Source organism: Ralstonia sp. 25mfcol4.1 (assembly GCF_900104095.1).
Classification (GTDB): domain Bacteria; phylum Pseudomonadota; class Gammaproteobacteria; order Burkholderiales; family Burkholderiaceae; genus Cupriavidus.
Genome location: NZ_FNJO01000019.1, coordinates 36,034 through 62,409, shown reverse-complemented (window position 1 = coordinate 62,409; position 26,376 = coordinate 36,034). Strand labels below are relative to the sequence as shown.

24 protein-coding genes and 2 riboswitches are annotated in these 26,376 nt (G+C 66.9%); of the genes, 9 read left to right on the top strand and 15 right to left on the bottom strand.

What is annotated here, in order from left to right; genetic code table 11:
- Positions 1–72: 72 nt before the first annotated feature.
- The 5 genes from BLQ58_RS25390 to ahcY form a co-directional block, all read right to left on the bottom strand.
- A complete protein-coding gene (locus BLQ58_RS25390; RefSeq protein WP_092602971.1) occupies positions 73–813 on the bottom strand; it encodes a Mut7-C RNAse domain-containing protein in 741 nt (246 codons plus the stop codon).
- A 41-nt stretch (positions 814–854) separates the two neighbouring features.
- Complete coding sequence (locus BLQ58_RS25385) at positions 855–1,217, bottom strand: TfoX/Sxy family protein (protein WP_092602969.1); 363 nt, start codon at positions 1,215–1,217, stop codon at positions 855–857.
- A gap of 4 nt (positions 1,218–1,221) precedes the next feature.
- Positions 1,222–2,052 carry a methylenetetrahydrofolate reductase [NAD(P)H] gene (gene metF / locus BLQ58_RS25380; RefSeq protein WP_092602967.1) on the bottom strand — a complete coding sequence of 277 codons (831 nt, stop codon included), beginning with the start codon at positions 2,050–2,052 and terminating at the stop codon, positions 1,222–1,224.
- 46 nt (positions 2,053–2,098) lie between these two features.
- On the bottom strand, positions 2,099–2,446 hold the full coding sequence (locus BLQ58_RS25375; protein WP_092602965.1) for a phage holin family protein: 348 nt from the start codon (positions 2,444–2,446) through the stop codon (positions 2,099–2,101).
- Positions 2,447–2,591: 145 nt separating this feature from the next.
- Entirely contained in the window at positions 2,592–4,010 is a 1,419-nt protein-coding gene (gene ahcY, locus BLQ58_RS25370) for an adenosylhomocysteinase (RefSeq protein ID WP_092602963.1), read from the bottom strand.
- A 142-nt stretch (positions 4,011–4,152) separates the two neighbouring features.
- A riboswitch (S-adenosyl-L-homocysteine riboswitch) is annotated at positions 4,153–4,225 on the bottom strand.
- A 101-nt stretch (positions 4,226–4,326) separates the two neighbouring features.
- On the opposite strand from ahcY, the gene thiD reads away from it, so the two are divergent.
- The gene (thiD, locus tag BLQ58_RS25365) at positions 4,327–5,157 is read left to right on the top strand and encodes a bifunctional hydroxymethylpyrimidine kinase/phosphomethylpyrimidine kinase (RefSeq protein ID WP_092602961.1); all 831 of its coding nucleotides are present in this window, start codon (positions 4,327–4,329) and stop codon (positions 5,155–5,157) included.
- Positions 5,158–5,175: 18 nt separating this feature from the next.
- Complete coding sequence (locus BLQ58_RS25360; RefSeq protein ID WP_092602959.1) at positions 5,176–5,631, top strand: PGDYG domain-containing protein; 456 nt, start codon at positions 5,176–5,178, stop codon at positions 5,629–5,631.
- On the opposite strand, the gene BLQ58_RS25355 is transcribed toward BLQ58_RS25360, so the two are convergent.
- From BLQ58_RS25355 to thiC, 6 genes are all read right to left on the bottom strand, one after another.
- Entirely contained in the window at positions 5,628–6,113 is a 486-nt protein-coding gene (locus tag BLQ58_RS25355) for a PaaI family thioesterase (RefSeq protein ID WP_175460003.1), read from the bottom strand. The two genes, BLQ58_RS25360 and BLQ58_RS25355, sit on opposite strands and share 4 nt — an antisense overlap.
- A 192-nt stretch (positions 6,114–6,305) precedes the next feature.
- Positions 6,306–7,436 (bottom strand): thiamine phosphate synthase, encoded by a 1,131-nt coding sequence (locus tag BLQ58_RS25350; protein ID WP_092602955.1) that lies wholly within the window; start codon positions 7,434–7,436, stop codon positions 6,306–6,308.
- A complete protein-coding gene (locus BLQ58_RS25345) occupies positions 7,433–8,281 on the bottom strand; it encodes a thiazole synthase (RefSeq protein WP_092602953.1) in 849 nt (282 codons plus the stop codon). Before BLQ58_RS25345 ends, BLQ58_RS25350 begins: the two co-directional genes overlap by 4 nt.
- Before the next feature lie 11 nt (positions 8,282–8,292).
- Positions 8,293–8,490 (bottom strand): sulfur carrier protein ThiS, encoded by a 198-nt coding sequence (gene thiS, locus BLQ58_RS25340; protein ID WP_092602951.1) that lies wholly within the window; start codon positions 8,488–8,490, stop codon positions 8,293–8,295.
- Between the two features lie 12 nt (positions 8,491–8,502).
- Positions 8,503–9,711, bottom strand: a complete 1,209-nt coding sequence (locus tag BLQ58_RS25335) for an FAD-dependent oxidoreductase (protein ID WP_092602949.1) — start codon at positions 9,709–9,711, stop codon at positions 8,503–8,505.
- A 162-nt stretch (positions 9,712–9,873) separates the two neighbouring features.
- Positions 9,874–11,751 (bottom strand): phosphomethylpyrimidine synthase ThiC, encoded by a 1,878-nt coding sequence (gene thiC, locus BLQ58_RS25330; protein WP_092602947.1) that lies wholly within the window; start codon positions 11,749–11,751, stop codon positions 9,874–9,876.
- Between the two features lie 124 nt (positions 11,752–11,875).
- Positions 11,876–11,978, bottom strand: a riboswitch (TPP riboswitch).
- A 174-nt stretch (positions 11,979–12,152) separates the two neighbouring features.
- Here thiC and BLQ58_RS25325 point away from each other — a divergent pair.
- Together BLQ58_RS25325 and BLQ58_RS29705 are read left to right on the top strand one after the other, a co-directional pair.
- Positions 12,153–13,847 carry an acyl-CoA dehydrogenase family protein gene (locus BLQ58_RS25325; protein WP_092602945.1) on the top strand — a complete coding sequence of 565 codons (1,695 nt, stop codon included), beginning with the start codon at positions 12,153–12,155 and terminating at the stop codon, positions 13,845–13,847.
- 179 nt (positions 13,848–14,026) lie between these two features.
- Positions 14,027–15,568, top strand: a complete 1,542-nt coding sequence (locus BLQ58_RS29705; RefSeq protein WP_092602943.1) for a methyl-accepting chemotaxis protein — start codon at positions 14,027–14,029, stop codon at positions 15,566–15,568.
- A 48-nt stretch (positions 15,569–15,616) separates the two neighbouring features.
- On the opposite strand, the gene BLQ58_RS25315 is transcribed toward BLQ58_RS29705, so the two are convergent.
- Complete coding sequence (locus tag BLQ58_RS25315) at positions 15,617–17,299, bottom strand: GMC family oxidoreductase (RefSeq protein WP_092602942.1); 1,683 nt, start codon at positions 17,297–17,299, stop codon at positions 15,617–15,619.
- Between the two features lie 273 nt (positions 17,300–17,572).
- Here BLQ58_RS25315 and BLQ58_RS25310 point away from each other — a divergent pair, with 273 nt between their 5' ends.
- A complete protein-coding gene (locus BLQ58_RS25310) occupies positions 17,573–18,937 on the top strand; it encodes a coniferyl aldehyde dehydrogenase (protein WP_254776152.1) in 1,365 nt (454 codons plus the stop codon).
- Positions 18,938–18,946: 9 nt separating this feature from the next.
- Here BLQ58_RS25310 and BLQ58_RS25305 read toward each other — a convergent pair whose 3' ends face one another.
- Together BLQ58_RS25305 and metK are read right to left on the bottom strand one after the other, a co-directional pair.
- Positions 18,947–19,834 carry a Kdo hydroxylase KdoO gene (locus BLQ58_RS25305; RefSeq protein ID WP_175460002.1) on the bottom strand — a complete coding sequence of 296 codons (888 nt, stop codon included), beginning with the start codon at positions 19,832–19,834 and terminating at the stop codon, positions 18,947–18,949.
- 136 nt (positions 19,835–19,970) lie between these two features.
- Positions 19,971–21,134, bottom strand: coding sequence for a methionine adenosyltransferase (metK, locus tag BLQ58_RS25300; protein ID WP_092602939.1), 1,164 nt, complete (start codon positions 21,132–21,134; stop codon positions 19,971–19,973).
- 286 nt (positions 21,135–21,420) lie between these two features.
- Between metK and BLQ58_RS25295 the strand changes: the two genes are divergently transcribed.
- The 4 genes from BLQ58_RS25295 (at position 21,421) to BLQ58_RS25280 (ending at position 24,972) form a co-directional block, all read left to right on the top strand.
- Entirely contained in the window at positions 21,421–22,314 is an 894-nt protein-coding gene (locus tag BLQ58_RS25295; RefSeq protein WP_092603059.1) for a lysophospholipid acyltransferase family protein, read from the top strand.
- Entirely contained in the window at positions 22,311–23,204 is an 894-nt protein-coding gene (locus BLQ58_RS25290; RefSeq protein WP_092602937.1) for a lipid A biosynthesis lauroyl acyltransferase, read from the top strand. Before BLQ58_RS25295 ends, BLQ58_RS25290 begins: the two co-directional genes overlap by 4 nt.
- A 14-nt stretch (positions 23,205–23,218) precedes the next feature.
- Positions 23,219–24,085: a diaminopimelate epimerase gene (gene dapF, locus BLQ58_RS25285; RefSeq protein ID WP_092602935.1), complete on the top strand. Its 867-nt coding sequence runs from the start codon at positions 23,219–23,221 to the stop codon at positions 24,083–24,085.
- Between the two features lie 77 nt (positions 24,086–24,162).
- The gene (locus BLQ58_RS25280) at positions 24,163–24,972 is read left to right on the top strand and encodes a polyphosphate kinase 2 family protein (protein ID WP_092602933.1); all 810 of its coding nucleotides are present in this window, start codon (positions 24,163–24,165) and stop codon (positions 24,970–24,972) included.
- A gap of 41 nt (positions 24,973–25,013) precedes the next feature.
- Here the strand turns inward: BLQ58_RS25280 and BLQ58_RS25275 are convergent, their stop codons facing one another.
- Complete coding sequence (locus BLQ58_RS25275) at positions 25,014–26,345, bottom strand: DUF3734 domain-containing protein (RefSeq protein ID WP_092602931.1); 1,332 nt, start codon at positions 26,343–26,345, stop codon at positions 25,014–25,016.
- Positions 26,346–26,376: the final 31 nt, after the last annotated feature.

The following is a 26,376-nucleotide window of genomic DNA, read 5'->3' as shown; positions in this document are numbered from 1 at the left end:
CTGTCCGTTGCGCGGCAGGGTGGCGGGAACGAACGCCGGACGCACTGGCGGCCCCGGCTTCCGCGTCCGGCATCAACGACGCACCAACCCATCCACCAGTTCGCGCATCCGCTTCCAGTGCGAGCCTTCCCAGAACACCCTGCGGCAATGCGGGCACGTGACAAAGCGGTCGTGGCGCTCGAACACGCCGTCCGGCACGCGGCCCTGTGCCTGGGCCTTGTCGATCCGTTGCAGCGGCACGTTGCAGGTCAGGCATAGCGAGAACGGGCGGGCGCTGCGTGCCAGGTCGAGCCGGGCGAAGATCTCGTGGGCCTGCAGCGACGGCTTGATCGCCCGCACATAGCAGCCGTGCGTGATCTCGCGGCGCTTGAGCAGTTCGCGGTCGCGCGTCAGCACGATGCGCTGCGCGTCGGCTGCGATGCGGGCAATCTCGCTGTCTTCGAAGTGGTTGTCGTAGAGCGTGTCGAAGCCGGTCATGCGCAGCAGGTGCGCCAGGCCGCCCAGGTGGGCATCGGCGACAAAGCGGATGTTGCGCAGCGGACGCTCGCGCACGCGCAGTAGCGGCGTGACATCGAAGGATTCGAATTTTGGATAAACAGCTATGCGGTCACCGTCCTCGACGAGGCGCTCGAACGGCGCCGATTCGCCATTCACGAGGATCAGTTCCACTTCGGTATGCGGCACGCCCAGCGCCTCGATCATGTGCTTGACCGTGGCGGCGCGTGCGCAGGGGCACGACAGGTCCCGGCGGCGCTGCGATGGCGCCAGAAAGTCGTTCAGTTCCTCGTAGAAACGGAAGGTGGCGGTGACCATGGCGGCGAGTATGCCACCATCGCCCACGGTTGCCGATATGCCTACTTCGCGTTCCCGAGCCTCAGCGCGGCTTCCACTGCCATGCGCGCCCAGGGCGTCATGGCGGACGGCGACTCCAGGCAGGCCGCCGGCAGGCTCAGGTAGTGACGCATCGTCACCTCGCGCCGAGCCGACTGGTAGCGGAAGGGCTCGCTGCCCTCGGCCGCGAAGCGGGGCAGCGTGACGTCGTCCGCCTTCAGGTAGCACTGGCCGCCGCTTGCCAGCGCGAACATCAGCCCGTCGTAGAACAGGCCATGGCCGCCAAACATCCGTCTGGCCGTGACCGGCCCGATGCTGGCCGCCAACGGCGCCATCAGTTCCAGCAGATGCTCGATGAACGGGTCCGGACGGCGCGCGGCGGGCATGCGCTCAGAGCTTCAGGCGCTGCCAGATGGCCTTGGTGGCGCCGGCCGTGTTCAGCGTGTAGAAGTGCAAACCCGGCACGCCCGAAGCCAGCAGGCGTTCGCACAGCGCCGTCACCACGTCCAGGCCGAAGGCCCGGATCGACTCCTTGTCGTCGCCGAACGATTCAAGCCGCTTCGCCACCCAGCGCGGCACTTCGGCGCCGCACATCTCGGAAAAACGCATCAGTTGCGAGTAGTTGGTGATCGGCATGATGCCGGGCACGATCGGCACATCCACGCCCATCGCGCGCACGTCGTCGACAAAGCGGAAGTAGGCGTCGGCGTTGAAGAAATACTGCGTGATGGCCGAGTTCGCGCCGGCCTTCACCTTGCGCACGAAGTTGTCCAGGTCGTGGCGCGGCGAACGGGCCTGCGGGTGGTATTCGGGATACGCGGCCACCTCGATGTTGAACCAGTCGCCGGTTTCGGCGCGGATGAACTCCACCAGTTCGTTGGCATAGCGGAATTCGCCGATCTCGCCCATGCCCGAAGGCATGTCGCCCCGCAGCGCCACGATATGGCGGATGCCGCCATCGCGGTAGGTCTTGAGGATGTCGCGGATGCTTTCGCGCGACGACCCCACGCACGACAGGTGCGGCGCCGCCTCGATGCCCTCGCGCTGGATTTCCAGCACGGCGTCGAGCGTGCCCTGCTGCGTGGTGCCGCCGGCGCCGAACGTCACCGAAATGTACTTCGGCTGCAGCGGTGCCAGCTGGGCGCGGGTGTTGCGCAGTTTCTCGGCGCCCTCCGCCGTCTTGGGCGGGAAGAATTCGAAGCTGTAGTAGCGATCAGTCATGGTTGGCACGCCGCACGCGCGGCGCCCCGAAGAATTTCAGTCGCGCTTAGTCCCGGCCGCCGAGCAGTACGCTGGCGAGAATCGTCGAGATCACGCTATAGAGAATCGAGCCAAGCAGCGCGGCGCCGAATCCGGCCACGACAAACCCCTGCAGCAGGTTGCCGACGAACAGGAACAGCAGCGCGTTGATGACGAAGATGAACAGCCCCAGCGTCAGCAGCGTCACTGGCAGGGTCAGGATGACCAGGATCGGCCGGATCAGCGTATTGACCAGACCCAGCACCAGCGCGGCAACCATCGCCGCGCCAAATCCGCGCAGCTCGATACCGCCGATCAGGTAGCTCACCAGGAACAGCGACGCGGCGTTGATGATCCAGACGGCCAACAGTCTCATTGGGACTCCTTGTTATTGGATGACATCGGAACTGCGCGCTTCTGGCGGAGCCCGGTCGCGCAGTCAGCTCAACGCCCTCTCCCCCGGGCCCCTCTTCCGCCGGGCGGGAGAGGGGAGAACACCGTCGGGGAGAATCTCGGGCCGATCAGTAGCGGTAGTGGTCGGCCTTGTACGGGCCTTGCTTCTGCACGCCGATGTAGGCGGCCTGCTGGTCGGTCAGCTCGGTCAGCTGCGCGTTCAGCTTCTTCAGCTGCAGGCGCGCCACCTTCTCGTCCAGGTGCTTCGGCAGCGTGTAGACGCCCACCGGGTACTTGCCGCTGTCGCGCTCGGCCCACAGTTCGATCTGGGCGATGGTCTGGTTGGCGAACGAGCTGCTCATCACGTACGACGGATGGCCCGTGGCGCAGCCCAGGTTCACCAGGCGGCCCTTGGCCAGGATGATGATCTTCTTGCCGTCCGGGAACTTGACGTGGTCCACCTGCGGCTTGATCTCGTCCCACTCGTACTTCTCGACCGATGCGATGTCGATCTCGTTGTCGAAGTGGCCGATGTTGCAGACGATGGCCTGGTCCTTCATCCTGGCCATGTGGTCATGCGTGATCACGTGGTAGTTACCCGTGCAGGTCACGAAGATGTCGCCGTGCTCGGCGGCGTAGTCCATCGTCACCACGCGGTAGCCTTCCATGGCGGCCTGCAGTGCGCAGATCGGGTCGATTTCGGTGACCCACACCTGTGCCGACAGCGCGCGCAGGGCCTGGGCGCTGCCCTTGCCCACGTCGCCGTAGCCGGCAACCACGGCGATCTTGCCGGCGATCATCACGTCGGTGGCGCGCTTGATGCCGTCCACCAGCGATTCGCGGCAGCCGTACAGGTTGTCGAACTTGCTCTTGGTCACCGAGTCGTTGACGTTGATGGCCGGGAACTTCAGCTCGCCGCGCTGGGCCATCTGGTACAGGCGGTGCACGCCCGTGGTGGTTTCCTCGGTCACGCCGCGGATGGCGTCCAGGTTACGGCTGTACCAGCTCGGATCCTTGGCCAGCTTTTCCTTGATGGCGGCGAACAGGTAGGTTTCTTCCTCGCTGGTCGGCTTGCTGATCAGCGATGCGTCCTTCTCGGCGCGGGCGCCCAGGTGCAGCAGCAGCGTGGCGTCGCCGCCGTCGTCCAGGATCATGTTCGGCGTGCCGCCGTCGGCCCAGTCGAAGATGCGGTGCGTGAAATCCCAGTATTCCTTCAGCGACTCGCCCTTGAACGCGAACACCGGCGTGCCCGATGCGGCGATGGCGGCGGCGGCGTGGTCCTGCGTAGAGAAGATGTTGCACGAGGCCCAGCGCACGTCGGCGCCCAGTGCCTTGAGCGTCTCGATCAGCACGGCGGTCTGGATCGTCATGTGCAGCGAACCGGCGATGCGGGCGCCCTTGAGCGGCTGCGCAGCGGCGAATTCGTCGCGGATGGCCATCAGGCCAGGCATTTCGGTCTCGGCGATCGCGATTTCCTTGCGGCCCCAGCCGGCCAGGCCGATGTCGGCGATCAGGTAGTCTTGCTTCAGGTCAGTCACAGCGTTCATGTTCACTCCGATGTAAGAGTGGCGCATACGCGGGACGGGAGACGGGTAAGGCCCGTAAAACCGGGGCCCGGGCCGCGTCACGGATGCCTCACGTGAGGCCATGACGGGCAGACAGGTCGACTCGCGCCCCGTGCGAACCACGGAACAGCGAGCGCCGTTGAGACATTCCGAGCCTGGCGGATGGCAGTGCATCCGTTGCAACGCTCCTCGGAGTGGCGGTATTGTAGCGTGCCTGTTCGCGCCGAGCGGGCAGAAATGCCAGATTTTTTCCCGCTTAATTGTTTCCGACTGTTCCCGTCCCGTTCCCGCCTTCCACATGCTCCCCACGCCACCCCGCACCCTGACCATCGCCGGCTCCGACTCCGGCGGCGGCGCCGGCATCCAGGCGGACCTGAAGACATTTGCCGCGCTTGGCTGCTTCGGCATGAGCGCGATCACGGCCATCACGGCCCAGAACACGCTGGGCGTGACCGGGGTACACGCCATTCCGGCCGACATGGTGGCCGCGCAGATCGATGCCGTGGCCAGTGACATCGGCGTGGATGCCGCCAAGACCGGCATGCTCGGCACGGCGGCCATCGTCGAGGCCGTGGCCGACGCGGTGGACCGGCACGGCATCCGCAAGCTCGTGGTCGACCCGGTCATGATCTCGACGTCGGGCGCCACGCTGTCCGACGACGCCACCAGCCAGGCCATGGTGAAGCGCCTGTTTCCGCGCGCCATCCTGGTCACGCCGAACCTGCCGGAAGCCTCGTACCTGCTCGGGCGCCGCATCGCGCGCCGCGCCGAAATGGAAACCGCCGCCGCCGACCTGCTGGCCCTGGGCTGCCAGGCCGTGCTGCTCAAGGGCGGTCACCTGGAGGACGATGGCTCCGACGCCACCGGCCTGGACGACCTGCTGATGCTGGCCGACGGCACCACGCGCATCTACACGCATCCACGCATCGACACCCCCAACCTGCACGGCACCGGCTGCACGCTGGCGGCGGCCATCGCGTCGCAGCTGGCGCGCGGCGACACGCTGCCCGACGCCGTGGGTATCGCGCTGGACTATGTGGCCCGGGCCATCGCGGCTGGCGCCCCGTTGCGCCTCGGCGCCGGCAACGGCCCGCTCAACCACGGCTTCGCCCCGCGACAGCTGGGCTGACACGGCATTGGATTCGACATGGAAACCCTGAAAGACATCGACCTGCGCGACGATCCCGCCGCGCGCTGGTACGTGAAGGACGAGACCGTGCAGGTAGCGTTTGCCGCCGAGCCCGGTGAATTGATCAGCCGCGAGGGGCCGAACCGCTATCAGCGCGCGGATGCCATCGTGACCGGCGCCACCGGCGACCGCTGGGTGGTGTCGCGCGGGCGTTTCGACGCGCGCTATGTGGCCGTGGGGCCGAACGCGCACGGCGAGGCCGGCCCGTATCGCAACAAGCCGGTGCCGGTGCTGGTCAAGGAAATGCCGGTCGCGTTCGCGCTGGAGCGCTCGGCCGGCGGCGATGTGCTGACCGGCAAGCCGGGCGACTGGCTGATGCAATACGCGCCCGGCGACTATGGCATCACCGAGCGCGCGAGGTTCGTGGCGGTCTATCGCCCTACGGAAGGCCCTGCGGACGGGCCGGACGCCTAGTTGCCGCCGGCCAGCTGCACCAGCTTGAACGACGCGCGGGCCACGCAGCAGACGGTGCCCGATGCGTCGCGGGCCTCGCCCTCGCAGAAGGCAATCTTGGCGCCCCGGCGCAGGATGCGCGCCTCGAACGTCAGCTCGCCGCGCGCGGCGGCCAGGAAATGCGTGGACATGTCGATCGTGATCACGCCCACGTCCAACGGGGCATGCGAGCGCGCCGCGCCGCTCAGCGTGAAGTCCAGCACGGCCATCAGCGTGCCGCCATGCACGTCACCACGGCTGTTCACCACGTTCGGGCTGGCCGGCAGGCGCGTACGGCATAGCCCTTCCTCCATATGCACCGGCTGCAGGCCCAGCAGGCGCATCAGCGGAATCTCGATACCGAAATAGGGCTTGTCCGGGGTGCCCGGGGCGGCGGGGATGATCTCGTTCACTGCTGTTTCCTCTCTGCGGGTTCCGTTCCGTACTGCGGAACCTCTATCCATTGGTGACTGGATGGAGAGGATATGCGGATTGTCCGGTCGCGACCAGCCGGGGTGGCCGGTCAGCGCCCAAACTGTGAGTTCCTGATACGCCGGCCCTCTCCCCGGCCCCTGTCCCGCCATGGATCAAGCGCCGGCGGTTCGCTCCCTCAGAGCAGTTTGGGGGAGCGGTTAAAACCGTTCAGCCAGCGACCATCAGGCAAACAAGGCATTAAGCCCCGCCACCGCCGCCGGCACATCGGTGGCCTCGGTGATGGCGCGCACCACGGCGGCGCTGCCCACGCCGACATCGAGCACTTCGCGCATATTGCCGGCGTTCACCCCGCCGATGCCCACCAGCGACGGAATCACCGGCTTCATCAGGGTCACATACGACTGGAAGCGGCCCATGCCTTGCGGCTGGGTCGGCATGACCTTGGTCGTGGTCGGGAAAATCGCGCCCAGCGCCAGGTAACTGGGCTGGATCGCCGCCACGCGCAGCATCTCGGCGTAGCCGTGCGTCGACACGCCCAGGCGCAGACCCGAGGCGCGGATGACATCGAGGTCAGCCTCGTCCAGGTCTTCCTGGCCCAGATGGATGCCATAGATGCCGCTGTCTCCGCCGCAGGCCGCGTGATGGTCGATCGCCACGCGCCAATGGTCATTGATGAACAGGCGCGACTTCGAACCCTTTGCGGCGTTGGCCGCCCGCACCACTTCGGCTTTCACCTCGGCCGCGTCGGCCGACTTGAAGCGCAGCTGCACGGTGGGCACCTGCAGCGGCACGAGCTGCTCGATCCAGTCGGCGGTCGGCATGACCGCATACAGGCCCAGATCGGGCGGACACGGCGCAAAGGCTGGCGCCGGCTGGTCGGGCGACACCAGCGCGGCATGGCGCACGCGTGGGAAGCGCGCGAAATCGCCGGGCCACGCGGTGCTGCCCGGCTCCCAGGCGCGGGCGATGCACAGCGCGTCGTGCGCGGGAAAATGCAGCGACAGCGCCGCCGTCAGCACCGCCACGAAACCCGGCGAGTGCGCGGTGTCATCGTCGGCGTGCGAATCGAGCACCCAGGTGCCCATCCACGAGCGCACCGTGTCGATCCAGCGGCCGCCTTCGCGCTCAGACACGATCAGTACGGCATTGGCCGCCGCCACGCGGTCGATGATGTCGGCGGCCGCTTCGCCGTCCGACAGCACCACGTCGTGACGGCCCAGCGTGGCCGGTGCATTGGCCAGCGGCCACACCTGCCAGGGCGATTCGTCGCGGCCGAACATCGCGGCAAAGCGCCGCATCACGTCCTCAAACAGTGCGGCATCGATGGCCGCGGCAACACCCTGGCGCGTCATGCGCGATCCTCCGCGCCTTCGGCGTGCCAGAACGGCATGCCGACCACCGGCGTGCTGGCCTGCGCCACTTCGCGCTCGGGCATCGGCCCGGCCAGGTAGGCGGTGCGGCCGGCGTCCACGGCCAGCGCGAACGCGCGGGCCATGTTCACCGGGTACGCGGCCTGCGCCACGGCGGTGTTCAAGAGCACGCCGTCGTAGCCCCACTCCAGCACCTGCGCCGCGTGCGACGGCAGGCCCAGGCCGGCATCGACGATCAGCGGCGTGTCGGGCAGCCGGTCGCGCAGCGTGCGCATGGCGTGCGGATTCACGGCGCCACGGCCGGTGCCGATCGGGGCCGCCCAGGGCATCAGCGCCTGGCAGCCCACGTCGAGCAGGCGGCGGCACAGCACCAGGTCCTCGGTGCAGTAAGGCAGCACCTTGAAGCCTTCCTTGATCAGCGTCTCGGCCACGGCGGGCAGGTTCAGCGTGTCGGGCTGCAGCGTGTAGTCGTCGCCGATCAGTTCGAGCTTGATCCAGTCGGTCTCGAAGACCTCGCGCGCCATCATCGCCGTGGTGATGACTTCCTGCGCGGTGAAGCAGCCGGCGGTGTTGGGCAGCACGGGCACGCCCAGCGAGCGCAGCATCTGCCAGAAGGTGTCGCCGCCCAGCGTCTGGCCGTCGCCACTGCCGATGGCGGTCTGGCGGCGCAGGGCCACGGTAATCATGGCCGGGCGCGATGCCTCCACGGCAGCCTGCAGCGTGGCCGGCGACGGATAGCGCGCGGTGCCCAGCAGCAGGCGCGAATCGAAGGATTCGCCGTACAGCACGAACGGGTCGCGCAGGGTTTCAGCAGGTTCGAATGTCATGGAGGGTCCCTTTAGCCGCCCGTTACCGGTTGCACGAGATCGATCTGGTCGCCCGCATTGAGCGATGTGGCCGCATGCGCGGCGCGCGGCACGAACTGGCCGTTCACCGCGGCGGCGAACGGCGGCGCGATGGCTGCCGCCGTCACGGCGTCGGCCAGCGTGGCGGCGTCCGGCACGTCGAGCGGTTGGCCATTGAGCAGGATTTGCATGATGGTTATCGGTTAATGCAGCGTGCCGCCGCCGGGGCTGACGACCACGCTCGGCGCGGGGCAGACCACCTCGCGCACCTGCTGGATCATGCCGGGCCAGCGCAGCGCGGACGGCACGGCGTAGGCGGCGGGATCGTCGTTGAGCAGGGCACGTACCACGTGGCAGGCGGCTTCCGTCACGGCCGGCGCGATCAGCCAGCCATGGCGATACAGCCCGTTGATGCGCACCACGCGCGCACGCTGGTCCACGCGGATGGACGGCAGGTGGTCGGGGCGCGTCGGGCGGCGCTGCACGTTCAGTTCCAGCACCCGCGCCTCGCCGAAGGCGGGATGCAGCGAGTGCGCGGCCGACAGCAGTTCCAGCGCGGAGCGCACGCTCATCGGCGAATCGTCTTCGCTTTCGATTTCGGTGGCGCCGATCACGTACAGGTCGTTCGGCTTCGGTGCGATGTAGATCGGGTAGCGCGGATGCAGCAGGCGCACCGGCCGGTGCAGCTTCACGTCGGGCGCATGCACGCGCACCACTTCGCCGCGCAGGCCACGCAGGCCGGGCACGGGGTTGCCCTGCGCGTCGCGGTCCATCCAGGCGCCGCGGGCGCCCAGGCCGCGGCAATCGAGCACCACGTCGGCCTTGATGCCCAGCGATGGCAGCGATTCGGCGTCGATCTCGCCGGCCTCCCACACGCAGTGCAGCCCTTCGTCCATCGCACAGTGGAGCAGGGCCCGCAGCGCGCCACGATTGTCGAGCTGGCCTTCGCCCTGCAGCAGCAGGCCCTGCGGGAAGCGTCCGGCCAGTTCGGGTTCCACCTCGGCCACGCCCTTGCCGTCCAGCGTGCGCAGGCGCGCCTGTACCAGTTCTGGCGGGGCTACCGCGCGCATGCGGCTGGTGAACAGGGACACCTCGCTGCGGTCCCGCGCATGCCAGACCACCAGCGTGCCATCCTCCTGGAAGAACACGGGCTCGGGCAGTTCCTGGATCCAGGTGCGCCAGAGGTCGACGCTGGCGATGCCAAGGTCGACGATGCGCCGTTCGGCGATGGCCGATTCGGCCAGCGGCGCCAGCATGGCCGCGGCCACATGCGCGGCCGAGCCGCTGCCGTCGGGGCCGCCACGCTCCACCAGCGCCACGCGGGCACCGGCACGCACCAGCAGCCAGGCGGAAATCCGCCCGGCCAGGCCGGCGCCGAGAATGGCGACATCGAAGGACTGTACTGCTGTCATGGGCTTGTATGCCGGCGGCCTTGGCCAGGTAAGTGGCGCCGACCGGCCTCCGGTTGGATGAATACCGCCGCGCCGCGTGGGGGCGCCGCGCGCGGAACTCTGGGTGCTACGGTACTGCCGGGCGGCGCCGCGTGGGCGGCCGCCCGTCCTGCAAGACAACGCTTACGAGTAGATCTTCGAGCCCGACTTCACGAACTCGATCGATTTCTCTTCCATCCCCTTCTGGGCAGCGGGCAGCGATGCCGCATAGTCGCGCACTTCCTGCGTGATCTTCATCGAGCAGAACTTCGGCCCGCACATCGAGCAGAAATGGGCGATCTTGGCGCCTTCGGCCGGCAGCGTGGCGTCGTGGAACGACCGTGCGCGCTCGGGATCGAGGCCCAGGTTGAACTGGTCTTCCCAGCGGAACTCGAAACGTGCCTTGGACAGCGCATTATCGCGCAGTTGCGCGCCGGGCCAGCCCTTGGCCAGGTCGGCGGCATGGGCGGCGATCTTGTACGTGATGATGCCTTCGCGCACGTCTTCCTTGTCCGGCAGGCCCAGGTGCTCCTTCGGCGTGACGTAGCACAGCATGGCCGTGCCCATCCAGCCGATGTTGGCGGCGCCGATGCCGCTGGTGATGTGGTCGTAGCCCGGTGCGATGTCGGTCACCAGCGGTCCCAGCGTGTAGAACGGGGCTTCGTAGCAGTGCTTCAGCTCCTCGTCCATGTTCGCCTGGATGCGCTGCAGCGGCACGTGGCCCGGGCCCTCGATCATCACCTGCACGTCGTGCTCCCACGCCTTGGCGGTCAGTTCGCCCAGCGTGCGCAGTTCACCGAACTGTGCGTCGTCGTTCGAATCGGCGATGCAACCCGGACGCAGGCCGTCACCAAGGCTGAACGACACGTCGTACGCCTTCATGATTTCGCAGATCTCGTCGAAGTGCGTGTACAGGAAGTTTTCCTTGTGGTGCGCCAGGCACCACTTGGCCATGATCGAGCCGCCGCGCGACACGATGCCGGTCACGCGGTCGGCCGTCAGCGGCACGTAGCGCAGCAGCACGCCGGCGTGGATCGTGAAGTAGTCCACGCCCTGCTCGGCCTGCTCGATCAGCGTGTCGCGGAACATTTCCCAGGTCAGGTCCTCGGCGATGCCGCCGGTCTTGTCCAGCGCCTGGTAGATCGGCACCGTGCCGATGGGTACCGGCGAGTTGCGCAGGATCCATTCGCGCGTTTCGTGGATGTGCTTGCCCGTGGACAGGTCCATGATGGTGTCGGCGCCCCAGCGGATCGACCACACCATCTTTTCCACTTCCTCGGCCAGCGACGACGTCACCGCCGAATTGCCCAGGTTGCCGTTGATCTTCACGCGGAAGTTGCGGCCGATGGCCATCGGCTCCAGTTCCGTGTGATTGATGTTGGCCGGGATGATCGCGCGGCCAGCGGCAATTTCACGGCGCACGAATTCCGGCGTGATGTCTTCCGGACGCAGCGGCAGCGCGGCGCCCAGCGCATTGCCGGGATGCTGGCGCAGCAGCGCCTTGTATTCGGGCTTGTCGTACAGCGCCTGCAGGTTCAGCGATTCGCGCAGCGCCACGTATTCCATCTCGGGCGTGATGATGCCCTTGCGTGCGTAGTGCATCTGCGACACGTTCGCGCCTGCCTTGGCGCGGCGCGGGTTGGTCAACTGGGCAAAGCGCAGGTGGGCCGTGGCGGGGTCGTTGGCGCGCGCCAGGCCATATTCCGACGACAGGCCGGACAGCACCTCGGTGTCGTTGCGCTCTTCGATCCACTTTGCGCGCACGGGCGGCAGGCCGGCCTTCAGGTCGATATGCACGTCCGGGTCGCTGTACGGGCCCGAGGTGTCATAGACGGGAATTGGCGGATTCGCCATCTCGCCCTTCTCGGTGCGGGTGGCGGTCTGCAGGATCGTGCGCAGCGGCACGCGGATATCGGGGCGGCTGCCGGTCAGGTAGGTCTTGCTCGAAGCCGGATAGGCGAATTTCTGGTCGAGATCGCTTTCCAGCGACTCAAACGATGCGGCGGGGGCAGTACGGGCCATGGGTGTCGTCCTCTCTCTTGCGGGGATGGACGAAACCAGGAGCCCTGTGAGCCGGCCTGCGCGGCATGGCCGGCGGCGGCGTCCCGTTGCGGCAAAAGCGGCTTTCCCGCGGGACAAGAGGCAAATCGGTTTTTGTGAAACTTCCCACGCCGGTACTAGCCGGATCGGGTTCGAAGGGACTCTCTCAGCGCGCCCGGCCCATCCGGACGGCACCCCTGTTTCATCCAACGGGGTGAATTTAAGCACAAGCCCCGCCCCCGCGCCACCCGAAATTCGGTTCCAGCTGTCGTGCTTCACGGTATCGGAATGATGGTGCCCTGCAGCATTCCGAACGGGGAAGTTGCCGTACCATGGCCGCAGCCCGCCGAAGTGCCGAGAAGCATTGCCGCCCAGGAGATGCCATGTCCGCCACACCCGCCACCGACGTTCATCAAGCGCAGGCCGCAGAGACCCACAGCGTCTTCAACCAGGTGCCCGACCTTGCCCGCTACAACCTGTTCGACACCGATCCCGGCCTGCGCGCCGCGCTGGACCGGCTGGGCGGGACGTGGCATGCCGACGCGCTGTCAGGCTATGGCGCCCGGCTTGGCGACCCGGAGGTACAGGCATGGGCCGCCGATGCCAACCGCCTGACCCCGACGCTGCACACCCACAGCCGCACCGGCGAACGGATCGACCAAGTGCAGTTCCACCCCGCCTGGCATCACCTGCTGGCCCTGCTGCGCAGCCAGCAACTGCAGGCGCTGCCTTTCGCGCAGCCGCGCGAAGGCGCCTGGGTGGCGCGCACGGCCGGGTATTTCCTGCAGGCCCAGGTGGAATCCGGCTCGCTCTGCCCTACCACGATGACGTTTGCCAGCATCCCGGTACTCGGCAAGGAACCGGCGCTCTATCGCGATCTGCAGGCACGGCTGTTCTCGACCGAACACGATCCGCGCGACCTGCCCTGGCGCGACAAGACCGCCGTGATGATCGGCATGGGCATGACCGAAAAACAGGGCGGCTCGGACGTCCGCGCCAATACCACCGTCGCGATACCGGTGCGCGGCGAAGGCCGTGGCGCCGAATATGCGCTGACCGGCCACAAGTGGTTTTTCTCGGCGCCGATGTGCGATGCCCACCTGGTGGTGGCGCGCATGGGCGCCGCCGACGGCCCGCTGTCCTGCTTCTTCGTGCCGCGCTTCCGTGACGATGGCAGCAAGAATCCGATCCTGATCCAGCGCCTCAAGGACAAGCTCGGGAACAAGTCCAATGCCAGCAGCGAGGTGGAATTCCGGGGCGCCACCGGCATCCTGATCGGCGAGGAAGGCCGCGGCATTCCCACCATCATCGAGATGGCCACCAACACCCGGCTCGACTGCGTGATCGGCAGCGCGGCGCTGCTGCGTGCGGCGCTGGTACAGGCGCTGCATCACGCGCGCCACCGCATGGCGTTTGGCCGGCTGCTGGCCGACCAGCCGCTGATGCGCAACGTGCTGGCCGATCTGGCGCTGGAATCGGAGGCCGCCACGCAGATGATGATGGCGCTGGCCCACGCCTTCGAGCATGCCGATCAGGACCCGTTGGCCGCCGCGTGGAAGCGCGTGATGACGCCGGCCGCCAAGTTCTGGATCTGCAAACGTGCGCTCGAAGCCACCGGAGAGGCGATGGAGGTCTGGGGCGGCAATGGCTATGTCGAGGAAGGTCCGATGGCCCGACTCTATCGCGAGGCGCCGGTGAATTCGATCTGGGAAGGCTCGGGCAACATCATGTGCCTGGACGTGCTACGCGCGCTGCAGCGCAATCCCGACGATGGCATCCGCATCCTGCAGGACCTGGCACGGCTCTCGAACGGCCACGCCATGGTACGCGCGGAGCTTGCCTCCCTTCAGGCAATGCTGCATGGCCCGGCGGAGACGCTCGAAGCCAGCGCCCGCCGGTTTGCGCAGGGCCTGGTGCTCACCGCGCAGGCCGCGCTGATGATCGCCCACGCCCACCTGGAGTCGGCCGAACAGTTCGTGGCCAGCCGCCTGGGCCGCCAGCATGGCCGCGTGTTCGGCACGCTGGATGCCGATATCGCTACTTTGGTCCGCGTCACCCGGCGCGCCTGGCCGGACTGATACTCATAGTGTGCGGACATCGCACATTGCATGCTGCCTTGCAGTATCCCCACCTTCAGGGGATATGGCACCTGCCGTAAACGTTGTGGCGACGGGCTCCCGGCCCGCCTGCGAAAACCTTCCAAGTCGTCGTCACAACGGACGGTCCACGCCAAGTAACGTGGCCGCCAAGCCACCCCATGAATATCAGCAAACGTCTGCTTCTTACGCTGTCCCTTGCATTGCTCGCGCTACTCTTCGTCGGCCTGGGCGGTATCTGGCAACTGTCCAAGGCCGAAGACCGGTTCGAATACTTCAACGACAACACGCTGACGAGCGTGCGCGATCTCAACAATGTCAGCGGCGCGCTGGCCAACATCCGCGTCTCGCTTTACCGGCACGCCATGACCGCCGATGCCGGCGCCAAGACCGAAGCCGAGGGCATGCTCGACCGGTCCAACAAGCGTTTCGACGATCTGCTGAGCAAGTACGAGCGCGAAGACATCTCGGACGATACCGACCGCAAGATGCTGGAAGCCGATCGCGCGGCCATCAAGGCCTATCGCGAGACCCTGGGTGCGTTCCTGGAAAAATCACGTAGTAACGATTTCGATGCCACGCGGGAAATGATCACGTCGGGTCCGGTGCACGTCGCGTCAACCGCAGTGCGCAAGGCCCTGGACGAGCATCTCGACTACAACACCAAGCTCGGCGAGCAGGCGGTGGCATTCAACAAGGCCCAGTACCACACGTCCGTGCGCGTGTTCACGATCGTGATCGTGGTCGCCATCGCGCTGACCGCCTTCCTGGCTTTCGGGCTGTACCGGCGTATCCGTACCAGTCTCGATGAAGTCCAGGGCGCGCTGGAGCACGTCAGCAAGACGCTCGACCTTGACCACCGCGCGCCGGTCGACCGTCTCGACGAGATCGGCCACACCGCCCAGTCGTTCAACGCGCTGATCGAGCGCGTGGCGGGCACGCTGCGCGAAGTGCGCCGATCCACCGATTCGGTCAGCGTGGCCGCTGCGCAGATCGCCGCCGGCAACGTCGACCTGTCGTCGCGCACCGAAGAGCAGGCCGCGTCGCTGGAGGAAACGGCGTCGAGCATGGAACAGCTCACCGCCACCGTGCGACAGAACGCCGAGAACGCGCTTCAGGCATCGTCGCTGGCGTCGAACGCCGCGCTGGTGGCCGACGATGGCAACCAGTCGGTGCAGCAGATGGTGGGCACGATGGGCGCCATCAGCAGCAGCAGCGAGCGTATTGCCGAGATCACCAACCTGATCGAGGGCATCGCCTTCCAGACCAACATCCTGGCGCTGAACGCCGCCGTGGAAGCGGCGCGCGCCGGCGAACAGGGCCGCGGCTTTGCCGTGGTGGCCGGCGAGGTGCGCAGCCTGGCGCAGCGTTCGTCGAGCGCCGCCAAGGAAATCAAGGAACTGATCGAGGCATCGGTCGATACGGTGCGTACGGGCTCCGGCCAGGCCGAGAAAGTCGGCAAGACCATGACCGACATCCGCCTGGCCGTGAAGCGCGTGTCGGACATCATCGCCGAGATCTCGGCCGCGTCGCAGGAACAGAGCGCCGGCATCGAGCAGGTGGGCCATGCCGTGGGCCAGATGGACCAGGTGACGCAGCAGAACGCCGCGCTGGTGGAAGAAGCCGCCGCCGCCGCGCAATCGCTGGACGAGCAAGCGGGCCGCCTGCGCGACATGGTGGGCCAGTTCCAGATGCGCGGCTGACGGCCGGCCTCCCTCTCCCACAAAGCGGGAGAGGGGAAAAGATACATCTCAGTCCGCCACTGCCGCCTCCCGGATCCGCAGCGTCACATGTGGCGCGTAGCGGATCAGGTCGTGGGCACGCTCGCCGATCATGATGGCCGGCGCGTTGGTATTGCCGCCCACCAGCGTCGGCATGATCGACGCGTCGACCACCCGCAGCCCTTCCACGCCGCGCACCCGCAATTGCGGGTCCACCACGGCCAGGGCGTCCATGCCCATGCGGCATGTGCCCACCGGGTGATAGATCGTGTCCGCGTGCCGGCGGATCAGCTCGCATGCCGCCTCGTCGTCGCTGCCATCGAGCCGCAAGGCCTCCGAGTACAGTTCGCGGCCGCCGAAGACCGCCAGCGGCGCTTGCATGAAGATGCGCCGCACGATGCGCAACCCTTCCAGCATCGTTGCCATGTCTTGCGGATCAGTCAGGTAGCGCGGGTCGATGCGCGGCGCCTGCCGCATGTCGGCCGATGCCAGCCTCACCTCGCCACGGCTGCGCGGACGCAGCACGCAGACATGGCAGGAATAGCCATGGCCCAGGTTGATGCGCCGCATGTGGTTGTCGGCCATGCCGACCACGAAGTGCAGTTGCAGGTCGGGCTCGGACAGGTCCGGACGGCTGCGCACGAACGCGCCGGCTTCGGCAAAATTCGATGTCATCATGCCGGTCCGGTGGCGCCGATAGCGCAGGAATTCGGCCACGAGGCGCCTGGCCCCGCCCAGCGATATGCCGAACAGGTCGGACGCCGGCACGCGCTTGTGCAGGATGATGTCCAGGTGATCCTGAAGATTGCCGCCGACGCCGGGCAGGTCATGCACCACGTCGATACCGTGCTCGCGCAAATGGGCGGCCGGCCCCACGCCTGACGCCATCAGCAACTGCGGCGACCCGAACGCCCCGGCCGACACGATTACCTCGCGGCGCGCGCGCAGCACGATTTCCCGGCCGTCGCGCCACGCCAGCACCCCCACGGCGCGCCGTTTTTCGAAAAGGATACGCAGCACCTGCGTGCCGGTCATCACATGCAGATGGCTGCGTCCGCCGTTGCAGTTGCGGTCGCGGACATTGCCGCCGTGCAGGTAGGCGCGCGCAGCGTTCCACCGTTCGCCGTTGTGCTGCGTGACCTGATACCAGCCCACGCCCTCCTGCTCCTCGCCGTTGAAATCGTCGTTGCGCACGATGCCAGCATGCTGCGCGGCATCGATGAAATGCTGGCCGAACGGATTCGGCGAGCGCAGGTCGCTGACATGCAGCGGGCCGGTGCCGCCGTGCAGCGGATCGTCGTCATGGCCGGCCACACGCTCATTGCACTCGGCCCGGCGGAAGTACGGCAGCACATCGTCCCACGACCAGCCGTCGCAGCCCGCCGCGGCCCATCCGTCGTAATCGGCGGGCCGGCCACGCATATAGATCATGGCGTTGATCGACGACGAACCGCCCAGGCCGCGCCCGCGTGGCTGATAACCGCGCCGCCCGTCCAGTTCGGACTGCGGCGCTGTCAGATAGCCGTAGTTGCGCGCGCCAGCGCGCGGCAGCATGGCCGCGCAGCCGGCAGGTGTGCGTACCAGCACATGATGGTCGTGGGCGCCGGTTTCGAGCAGCGCGATGGCGTCATTGCCGCTGTCGGCAAGCCGTCCAGCCAGCGCACAGCCAGCCGAGCCGGCACCCACGACGAGATAGTCAAAGGTCGTTTCCATCTGTCTCCCCGCGTGTCCGGTGCCGGTCCAGTCTCCCGGCGGAGGCCCGCCGCGAAAGTCCAGTGTAGGCGTTGCCGCCGGCGTGGTGAAGCGGGGCGGCCCCGGAATCCGGGCGGCCAGCGCGCGGTGCCGCACGCCCCGCGTTTGGGAGGTGTCCTCCATTGATATAACCGACGCTCTGCCTTATGGTGCGCGATGGCCCACGGAAACTGATTCCGTCCAAGGAGACCGCCGATGAGAGAAGTGCCCGCCATGTCCACGGTGTTCAACGCCATGCATGCCGCGTCGCGCCACGACCAATCCCCGGGGTGGCCGGTCCGGGCCGACCGGCTGCGGCGCCTCAAGGCGCTGGTGCGCGACAACCACGACGCCATCGCGACTGCGATCAGCGCCGATTTCACGAACCGGCCGCGCCAGGAAACCGCGCTGCTGGAAGTATTCCCAAGCATTTCGGGCATCGATGACGCACTGCGGCATGGCAAGCGGTGGATGCGCGTGCGCCGGGTGAAGACCGGGCTCTGGTTCAAGCCGGGCAAGTCGCGCCTGGTGCCGCAACCGCTGGGCGTGATCGGCATCGTGGTGCCCTGGAACTATCCGCTGTACCTGGCCATCGGGCCCCTGACCGGCGCGCTGGCGGCCGGCAACCGGGCGATGGTCAAGCTGTCCGAATTCACGCCCCGGTTTTCCGAACTGTTCGCGCGGCTGGTACAGGCCACTTTCGCGCCGGACGAGGTGGGGGTCATCAACGGCGACGCCGAGGTGGCCGCCGCCTTTAGCGCGCTGCCGTTCGACCACCTGCTGTTCACCGGGTCCACCAGTGTCGGCCATCACGTGATGAAGGCCGCCGCCGCGAACCTGACGCCGGTAACGCTGGAACTGGGCGGCAAGTCGCCGGCCATCATCGGCCCTGGCGCCGATTTCGAGCGGGCCGTGGAGCGCATCCTGGTGGGCAAGCTACTCAATGCCGGCCAGACGTGCATTGCGCCGGACTATGTGCTGGTGCCGGCCGATCAGCGCGACCGGCTGGTGGATACCGCGCGGCGCGTGGTAGGCCGGCTCTATCCCGACATCGCGCGCAACCCGGACTACACGAGCATCATCAGCCCGCGCCATTTCGACCGGCTGGTTTCGCTGATCGACGCCGCCCAGTCGGCCGGCGCACGCGTGGTGCCGCTGACCGATGCCGGCCCCAACGCCGACGTCCGGCAGTTGCCGCCCGTGCTGCTGACCGACGTCCCGGACGACGTGCGCGCGATGCAGGAAGAGATCTTCGGGCCGGTGCTGCCCGTGGTGACCTACCGCAACCTCGACGACGCGATCGGCTTCGTCAATGCGCGCCCCCGCCCGCTGGCGCTGTACGTGTTCGACAAGAACGGCGACGTGGTGGATCGCGTCATGCGCCAGACCGTGGCCGGTGGCGTGACCGTCAACGACACGCTATTCCATATCGCTCAGGACGACCTGCCCTTCGGCGGCGTGGGGCCCAGCGGGATGGGCGACTATCACGGCGAAGCCGGCTTCGAGACGTTCTCGAAGCTCAAGCCCGTGCTCTATCAGGCTGGCCTGAATGGCGCCGGGCTGCTCAAGCCGCCCTATGGCAAGCGATTCGAGTCGATGCTGAAGATGCTGCTGCGGTAGTCTGCAAACTCAGGCGGCCAGCATCGGCTTGCCCAGCATGCGCGACAGCACGGCCTCGGGCGAATGGGTGCGGTCGCCGATGGCGGCCGGGTCCAGGTAGATCGTCTGTTCCATCATCGCCTTGCCGCGCATGGCGGCGTGCAGCAGCTGGTCGCTGAACACGATCCAGGTGGCGCCCGGCGGAAAATGGAATTCCTGCTGCGGCACGGTTTTCTGATAGTCCAGGTCGGCCTTGGCCAGGTCGTGCAATTGCAGCATGCGGTGATCGTATTCGCTGCGCTCGCGCTTGGTAATGTGCAGCGTCTTCATCAGCCAGGCCTGGCCCGGCCACATGCCGCGCGTCTTCGGCACGAATCGCGTAGCAAAATCGCCAAACGGCTCGCCCACGCGCCACACTCGCGGCGCTTCCGGGTCGATGTTGTGGAACACGCGCAGCAAGCGCTTGCCCAGCATCGGATTCGACGGGAACGAATCCACGTGCAGGCGCGTATCGTCCTTGCGCCAGCTGACCGGGCGCCCGGCGATCTCGCTCGGACGCAGCGACGTGCCCGCACGCGTCATGTGCCCCTCGTACTCGGGAAACAGCGTGCGGATCAGCGATTCGCTCGACGTGGCATAGCGATGGAGCAGGTTGTAGAGGTCGGTCAGGTCCTGCTCGGTGCCGGCGGCCCCCCGCACGGCGCGGTCGTTGACGCGCAGGTTGATGTTCTTCGACTTGCCGTCGGAATAGCGCGGATCCAGGAACCGCTCCTCGCCCGGCTGGAAGCGGAACGCCAGGTCCGGAAAGTACAGGACGGCGCCCTGCTCCAGTTCGCGGCGCAGCGTGGCGCGCGCCTCGGGCGTTACCTCGGGCGACCAGTCGGTATAGGGCTGGGTGCGGATCAGGTCCAGGGACATGGCAATTCCGATAATTTCAGGTTGACCGGATTCTACCTCCATGCGGGCGCCCGTCCCGGTGACGCTGGCGCAACAAAAAACCCCGCGGGTCCGTAAGGACCGGCGGGGCTTGCAGCCGTGAAGACGCCCTGGGCGCTTACAGGCCGGCGGCGGCGCGCAGCACGGCGGCCTTGTCGGTGGCTTCCCACGAGAATTCCGGCTCCTCGCGGCCAAAGTGGCCGTAGGCGGCGGTCTTTTCGTAGATCGGGCGCAGCAGGTCCAGCATCGCCACGATGCCCTTCGGGCGCAGGTCGAAGTGTTCCTGCACCAGCTGGGCGATCTTCTCGTCGGAGATCTTGCCGGTGCCTTCCGTGTAGACGGTCACGTTGATCGGACGCGCCACGCCGATGGCGTAGCTGACCTGCACCTGGCACTGGCGCGCCAGCCCGGCGGCCACCACGTTCTTGGCCACGTAGCGCGCAGCGTAGGCAGCCGAGCGGTCAACCTTCGACGGATCCTTGCCCGAGAACGCGCCACCACCGTGCGGCGAAGCACCGCCGTAGGTATCGACGATGATCTTGCGGCCGGTCAGGCCGCAGTCGCCCTGCGGGCCACCGATCACGAAACGGCCGGTCGGGTTCACCAGGTACTTCGTTTCCTTGAGCATGTCGGCCGGCAGCACGGGCTTGATGATCTCCTCGATCACCGCCTCGCGGATCTGTGCCTGCGAAATGTCCGGCGAATGCTGGGTCGACAGCACCACGGTGTCCACGCTGTGCGGACGGCCGTCCACGTAGCGCACGGTCACCTGCGACTTCGCATCGGGGCGCAGCCAGGGCAGGCGGCCATCGCGGCGCAGTTGCGACTGACGCTCCACCAGGCGGTGCGAGTAGTAGATCGGGAACGGCATCAGTTCCGGCGTCTCGTCGCAGGCGTAACCGAACATCAGGCCCTGGTCGCCGGCGCCCTGGTTCAGGTAGTCGTCCGATGCGCGGTCCACGCCCTGGGCGATGTCCGGCGACTGCTTGTCATAGGCAACCAGTACGGCACAACCCTTGTAGTCGATGCCGTAGTCGGTGTTGTCGTAGCCAATGCGCTTGATGGTGTCGCGTGCGACCTGGATGTAGTCGACGTTGGCGGTCGTGGTGATTTCGCCAGCCAGCACCACCAGACCGGTGTTGCAAAGGGTTTCGGCGGCCACGCGGGCATATTTGTCCTGGGCAAGGATGGCGTCCAGGACAGCGTCCGAAATCTGGTCAGCGACTTTGTCGGGATGGCCTTCGGAGACAGATTCCGAAGTAAAGAGGAAATCGTTCGACACGATCTAGTTTCTCCAGGTTGGCTTGTCGGCTATTGCGTGCCACCTTCGGAAACGATGCGGCGACGCTTTAGCGGTATTTAGGCCGCCCGGGTAGAGCGGCATCGCCCCGCAAGTTGTCAGTTAACTCGGCGATGGCAGGTATTATACCGCCCTGCCGCTTCCGTTGCAGGCCGCTAATTCTTCAAATAACGGCAGGAAACGGGCGTATCTCAGAAATCCCTGACTGCTTTTGCGGTTTTTACGCTTTACTTTCCGCTTCACCGGCTTCGTCTCGTCCCGCACCGACATGACCTTTCTGTTCTGGCTCATCTCCCGCCTGCCACTGCGCGTGCTGCACGCCGTCGGCGGTGCATTGGGGCTGCTCGTGGCGCGCCTGCCCGGCCGCTACGGCCGGCGTCTGGTCGAGAATTTTCGCCATGCCTACCCGCAGGCCACCGACGCCATGCTTGCGGAGTCGGCGCGCCACACGGGGCGCCTGATCATGGAGATGCCGTACTTCTGGAGCCGCAAGGCGATCACCGTACGCACGGACGATTTCGCGACGTTGTGGTCGGAAACGGCCCGGCTGGGCGCGGCCGGCAACGGCGTGATCGTGCTGACGCCTCACCTTGGCTGCTTCGAGGTATTGCCGCAGGACTACGCAGGGCAGCGGCGGGTGACTTGCCTGTTCAAGCCGCCCCACCAGCCATGGCTGCGCGCGTTCGTCGAGAAAATGCGTACCCGGCCCAACATGGCCATGGCGCCGGCAACCCCACGCGGCGTGCGTATGCTGGTCAAGGCACTCAAGCGCGGCGAGACCATCGGCATCCTGCCCGACCAGGTTCCAAGCGGCGGAGAAGGCACCTGGGCGCCGTTCTATGGCAAGCCTGCCTATTCGATGACACTGGTGCATCGGCTGCAGCAACTGACGCGGGCCCCCATCGTGATGGTCTTCGCCGAACGGCTGCCGCGCGGCGCCGGCTACCGCGGGCATCTGCGCGTCCTGTGCGACGGCGGCATGCTGCCTGAAGATCCGGCCGCAGCGTCTGCTGTCATCAATGCCACGATCGAAGAGTTGATCCGGATCGACCCGACGCAATATTTGTGGGGATATAACCGCTACAAACATCCGGCCGGTGCCGGGCTGCCGCCGGACATGGCCCACGCCACGCCGGCGGTCACCAACAACGAAAATCAATGAGCCGCATCTTTACCTGGCTCGGCATCGGCTTGCTGACGGTGCTGGGCAAACTCCCCTACGCTTTTGTGGCGCGCTTTGGCGAAGCACTGGGCAGCATCCTCTATCTGGTGCCGAACCCGCGCCGCGAGGTGGTGCGCGCCAACCTGCGCCTGTGCTTTCCGGATCGCTCCGACGCCGAGATCGAGGCCATGGCGCGCGAAACCTACCGCAAGGTGTTCCGCAGCTTTGCCGAAGGCGGCATCTTCTGGACCTGCGGCGAAGCCAAGATGCGCCGCCTGGTGCAGATCAAGGACCACGGCAACCTGCCGGCCCTGGACGGCACGCCGCATATATTGGTGACGCTGCACCTGTCGGGCCTGGAAGCGGGTGCCATCCGCCTGACCATGCACCTGCGCGACAACGTCGGCCGCTCCGGCGCGTCGCTGTACACGGTGCAGAAGAACAGGCTGTTCGACGATTTCCTGAAGGTGGCGCGCGGCCGTTTCGGCGCCAACATGATCTCGCGCAACGACAGCGTGCGTAACATTCTGCGGGTTCTCAAGAAGGGCGAGGCGCTGCAACTGATTTCCGACATGGACTTCGGCGAGCGCGACTCGGAATTCGTGCCGTTCTTCGGCGTGCAGGCGCTGACGCTGACGTCGGTGTCGCGCCTGGCACGGCTTGCCGGCGCCCGGGTGGTGCCGATCTACACCGAGCAGCTACCCGACTACCAGGGCTACGTGCTGCACCTGCTTCCGCCCTGGGACGACTATCCCGGAGAAAGTGTCACCGACGACACCCGGCGCATGAACGCGTTCTTCGAAGAGGCGATCCGTCCGCGCATCCCCGACTATTACTGGGTACACAAACGCTTCAAGCACCGGCCGCCCGGCGAACCGGACATCTACTGATTACAATCGGCACCATGAAACTCCAGTTCACCAAGATGCACGGCGCCGGCAACGATTTCATCGTGCTGGACGGCATCCACCAGAAGCTCGACCTGACCGACGCGCAGTGGCGCGCCCTGGCCAGCCGCCATTTCGGCATCGGCGCCGACCAGATCCTGATCGTCGAGAAATCGGCGCGCGATGACGTCGACTTCCGCTATCGCATCTTCAATGCGGACGGCGGCGAGGTGGAGCACTGCGGCAATGGCGCCCGCTGCTTCGTGCGCTTTGTCACCGACAAGGGCATGACCGACAAGCGGTCCGTGCGCGTGGAAGTCATGAACGGCGTCATCACCCTGACGCTGCAGGACGACGGCCAGGTCACCGTGGACATGGGCGCCCCCGAGTTGACGCCGGCCCGCGTGCCCTTCGTCGCCGACGGCCTGCCCACGCGCACCGAAGGCGACGACACGCTGTACGGCCTGGAAGTCAACGGCCGCACCGAGTGGATTTCGGCCGTATCGATGGGCAACCCGCACGCAGTGCAGGTGGTGGACGATGTCGAGCAGTTCCCGGTGCTGCAGGACGGTCCCGTGATCGAGCATCACAAGTCGTTCCCGAACCGCGTCAACGCCGGCTTCATGGCCATCGTCGATCGCCACACGATCAACCTGCGCGTCTTCGAGCGTGGCGCGGGCGAAACCCTGGCCTGCGGCACGGGCGCCTGCGCCGCCGTGGTGGCAGGCATTCGCCGTGGCCTGCTCGACTCGCCGGTCACGGTGCATACGCACGGCGGCGACCTCAGCATTGCCTGGCAGGGCGTGGGCCAGCCGGTGCAGATGACCGGACCGGCCACGACCGTGTTCGAAGGGTCTATTGACCTGGCGGCGCTCCCTGCCTGACCATTGGGGCTCGCCCCCGCACCGGGCGGGGGCCGTGTGGAACGCGGGACGACATCGGTCCTGCCACCGGAGAGCCCATGAGCCTGGACGATTTCGGTATCACCTCGGGCAAGCAGTTCAAGCTTGCCAATTTCGACGCCGGCAGCAAGCCGCTGTCCACGGGCAACAAGGCGTCCGACACCGCCCATCTTGCCGAGCTGAGTGGGCAACTGGACGCCGTGCAGGACATTTTCTACGCCGAGCACAAGCACAAGCTGCTGATCGTGCTGCAGGGCATGGACACCAGCGGCAAGGACGGCACCGTCCGATCGGTCTTCCGCAGCTTCGATCCGCTGGGCGTGCGCGTGGCCAGCTTCAAGGCGCCCACGCCCGAGGAACTGGCGCGCGACTACCTGTGGCGCGTACATGCCCAGGTGCCGCGCAAGGGCGAAATCGTGATCTTCAACCGCAGCCACTACGAAGACGTGCTCATCACGCGCGTGCACGGCTGGATCGACGACGCCGAATGCAAACGGCGCTACCGGCAGATCCGCGAGTTCGAACAGATGCTGGTGGAGACGGGCACCACCATCGTCAAGTGCTTCCTGCATATATCGAAGGGGGAGCAGAAGCAGCGGCTCGAGGAACGGATTGCCGATCCGCAGAAGCACTGGAAGTTCGACATGCAGGATCTGGCCGAACGCAAGTTCTGGAGGGAATACCAGCAAGCCTACGAAGACGCCATCGCGGCCACGGCCGCGCCCCATGCACCCTGGTACATTGTGCCGGCCGACTCGAAGAGCCACCGCAACCTCATGGTGGCGGAGATCCTGCGGGCCACCTTCGACAAGCTGCGGCCCGACTACCCGCCTCCCAAGCCCGAACTGGCGAAGGTCGTGGTCGAGTGAGCGCGCGGGCCGGCGCAAGGGCCCCTGCGCCGGCCACCCTGTCAGTCGCCGCCGTTGCCGCGATGCACGTCGTGCGTGACGAACGGACGTTCTGGGCCGGGCATGGCCAGCCAGTGCGGATGCTTGAGCGTGTCGCGGATATCGTCGAGCCCACTGGACCAGTGCTCGTGCATCGTCAAGACGCCAAACTGGTAATCCTTGGCGCTGCCTTCGAAGCTCTTGTCGCGATAGATCAGCTGGATCACGTTGCGGCGCGCGTCGCAGGCGTGGTCGGCGGCGCGCTTGTACCACGCGTCGTCGCGTTTCGAGGGCGGCACCAGCGCCATCAGCTCGCTCAGCATGCGGCGATAGTTCTGCTGTTCGCGCATGGCCTCGGTGATGGCGCGCGTGCGGCTTGAATACTGGATGTCCTTCTGGCGCTCGGCCACATCCAGCAGATTGTGCGGCAGCTTGCCGCGCGCGCTCCACAGGTCCACCTGGAAGATCAGCGCGTCGCGCCGCGGCTGGGCCGTCAACACTTCCTGCAGCGGAGTGTTCGACACCAGCCCGCCATCCCAGTAGTACTCGCCGTCGATCTCGATGGCCGGAAAGCCGGGCGGCAGCGCGCCCGATGCCATGAAATGCTCGGCGCGCAGCGTCATGCGGGTGTTGTCGAAGTACGCGAAGTTGCCGGTGCGCACGTTGACCGCCCCCACCGACACGCGCATTTCCTTCGGCCTGTTGACCCGGTCGAAGTCGACAAACCGCTCCAGCGTGGCCTTGAGCGGTGCAGTATCGTAATAGCTGGCGCTGCCCGGATCGTCGAAGCGCGACCAAAGGTCGGCGATGTTGCGCGGCGAGAAAAACCCACGCTGGCCTTCCAGCAGCGCGCGCGTGGCGTTGATGCCGTCGAACCAGATGCGCATGGGCTCCGGCCACATCGGCGCGGCCTCGGTCAGCAGGTCCAGCGGCAGGCCGGGCAGCCACGGCTGGGCGCAGATGTACTCCCAGAACGCCCGCAGCTGCGCGACCCGCGTTTCGGGCGGATTGCCGGCGATGACCGCCGCGTTCAGCGCGCCGATCGAGATCCCGGCGACCCAGTTCGGATGGATGCCGCCTTCGGCGAGCCCCTGGTAGACGCCCGCCTGGTAGGAACCGAGCGCCCCGCCCCCCTGCAGCACCAGCGCGCGGATCGCGTAGGCTTCATGAGCCGGGCCCTCGTGCGGCGGCGCGTCAGGCGCGCAATGTTCGGGCGGCAGCGCCTTGCGGCGGCTTGCGGGCCGTTTGGCCTTGGACGGTGTGGCGGCGTCGGCCGCCGAGTCCTGGGGCGGCGCCCCCTGTTCGCCAATCTCGCGCTGGATCGCTTCCTGGTTCTGCCGCCGCTTTTCCGCCACGCCCCTGCTCCCCTGAAAATGAAAACGGCCC

What these genes read in the sequence shown, in the direction of transcription:
- BLQ58_RS25390 (WP_092602971.1), bottom strand. Translation starts at nt 813, where the DNA reads ATGGTCACCGCCACCTTCCGTTTCTACGAGGAACTGAACGACTTTCTG.
- BLQ58_RS25385 (WP_092602969.1), bottom strand. Translation starts at nt 1,217, where the DNA reads ATGCCCGCCGCGCGCCGTCCGGACCCGTTCATCGAGCATCTGCTGGAA.
- metF (WP_092602967.1), bottom strand. Translation starts at nt 2,052, where the DNA reads ATGACTGATCGCTACTACAGCTTCGAATTCTTCCCGCCCAAGACGGCG.
- BLQ58_RS25375 (WP_092602965.1), bottom strand. Translation starts at nt 2,446, where the DNA reads ATGAGACTGTTGGCCGTCTGGATCATCAACGCCGCGTCGCTGTTCCTG.
- ahcY (WP_092602963.1), bottom strand. Translation starts at nt 4,010, where the DNA reads ATGAACGCTGTGACTGACCTGAAGCAAGACTACCTGATCGCCGACATC.
- thiD (WP_092602961.1), top strand. Translation starts at nt 4,327, where the DNA reads ATGCTCCCCACGCCACCCCGCACCCTGACCATCGCCGGCTCCGACTCC.
- BLQ58_RS25360 (WP_092602959.1), top strand. Translation starts at nt 5,176, where the DNA reads ATGGAAACCCTGAAAGACATCGACCTGCGCGACGATCCCGCCGCGCGC.
- BLQ58_RS25355 (WP_175460003.1), bottom strand. Translation starts at nt 6,113, where the DNA reads ATGGATAGAGGTTCCGCAGTACGGAACGGAACCCGCAGAGAGGAAACA.
- BLQ58_RS25350 (WP_092602955.1), bottom strand. Translation starts at nt 7,436, where the DNA reads ATGACGCGCCAGGGTGTTGCCGCGGCCATCGATGCCGCACTGTTTGAG.
- BLQ58_RS25345 (WP_092602953.1), bottom strand. Translation starts at nt 8,281, where the DNA reads ATGACATTCGAACCTGCTGAAACCCTGCGCGACCCGTTCGTGCTGTAC.
- thiS (WP_092602951.1), bottom strand. Translation starts at nt 8,490, where the DNA reads ATGCAAATCCTGCTCAATGGCCAACCGCTCGACGTGCCGGACGCCGCC.
- BLQ58_RS25335 (WP_092602949.1), bottom strand. Translation starts at nt 9,711, where the DNA reads ATGACAGCAGTACAGTCCTTCGATGTCGCCATTCTCGGCGCCGGCCTG.
- thiC (WP_092602947.1), bottom strand. Translation starts at nt 11,751, where the DNA reads ATGGCCCGTACTGCCCCCGCCGCATCGTTTGAGTCGCTGGAAAGCGAT.
- BLQ58_RS25325 (WP_092602945.1), top strand. Translation starts at nt 12,153, where the DNA reads ATGTCCGCCACACCCGCCACCGACGTTCATCAAGCGCAGGCCGCAGAG.
- BLQ58_RS29705 (WP_092602943.1), top strand. Translation starts at nt 14,027, where the DNA reads ATGAATATCAGCAAACGTCTGCTTCTTACGCTGTCCCTTGCATTGCTC.
- BLQ58_RS25315 (WP_092602942.1), bottom strand. Translation starts at nt 17,299, where the DNA reads ATGGAAACGACCTTTGACTATCTCGTCGTGGGTGCCGGCTCGGCTGGC.
- BLQ58_RS25310 (WP_254776152.1), top strand. Translation starts at nt 17,573, where the DNA reads ATGCATGCCGCGTCGCGCCACGACCAATCCCCGGGGTGGCCGGTCCGG.
- BLQ58_RS25305 (WP_175460002.1), bottom strand. Translation starts at nt 19,834, where the DNA reads ATGTCCCTGGACCTGATCCGCACCCAGCCCTATACCGACTGGTCGCCC.
- BLQ58_RS25295 (WP_092603059.1), top strand. Translation starts at nt 21,421, where the DNA reads ATGACCTTTCTGTTCTGGCTCATCTCCCGCCTGCCACTGCGCGTGCTG.
- BLQ58_RS25290 (WP_092602937.1), top strand. Translation starts at nt 22,311, where the DNA reads ATGAGCCGCATCTTTACCTGGCTCGGCATCGGCTTGCTGACGGTGCTG.
- dapF (WP_092602935.1), top strand. Translation starts at nt 23,219, where the DNA reads ATGAAACTCCAGTTCACCAAGATGCACGGCGCCGGCAACGATTTCATC.
- BLQ58_RS25280 (WP_092602933.1), top strand. Translation starts at nt 24,163, where the DNA reads ATGAGCCTGGACGATTTCGGTATCACCTCGGGCAAGCAGTTCAAGCTT.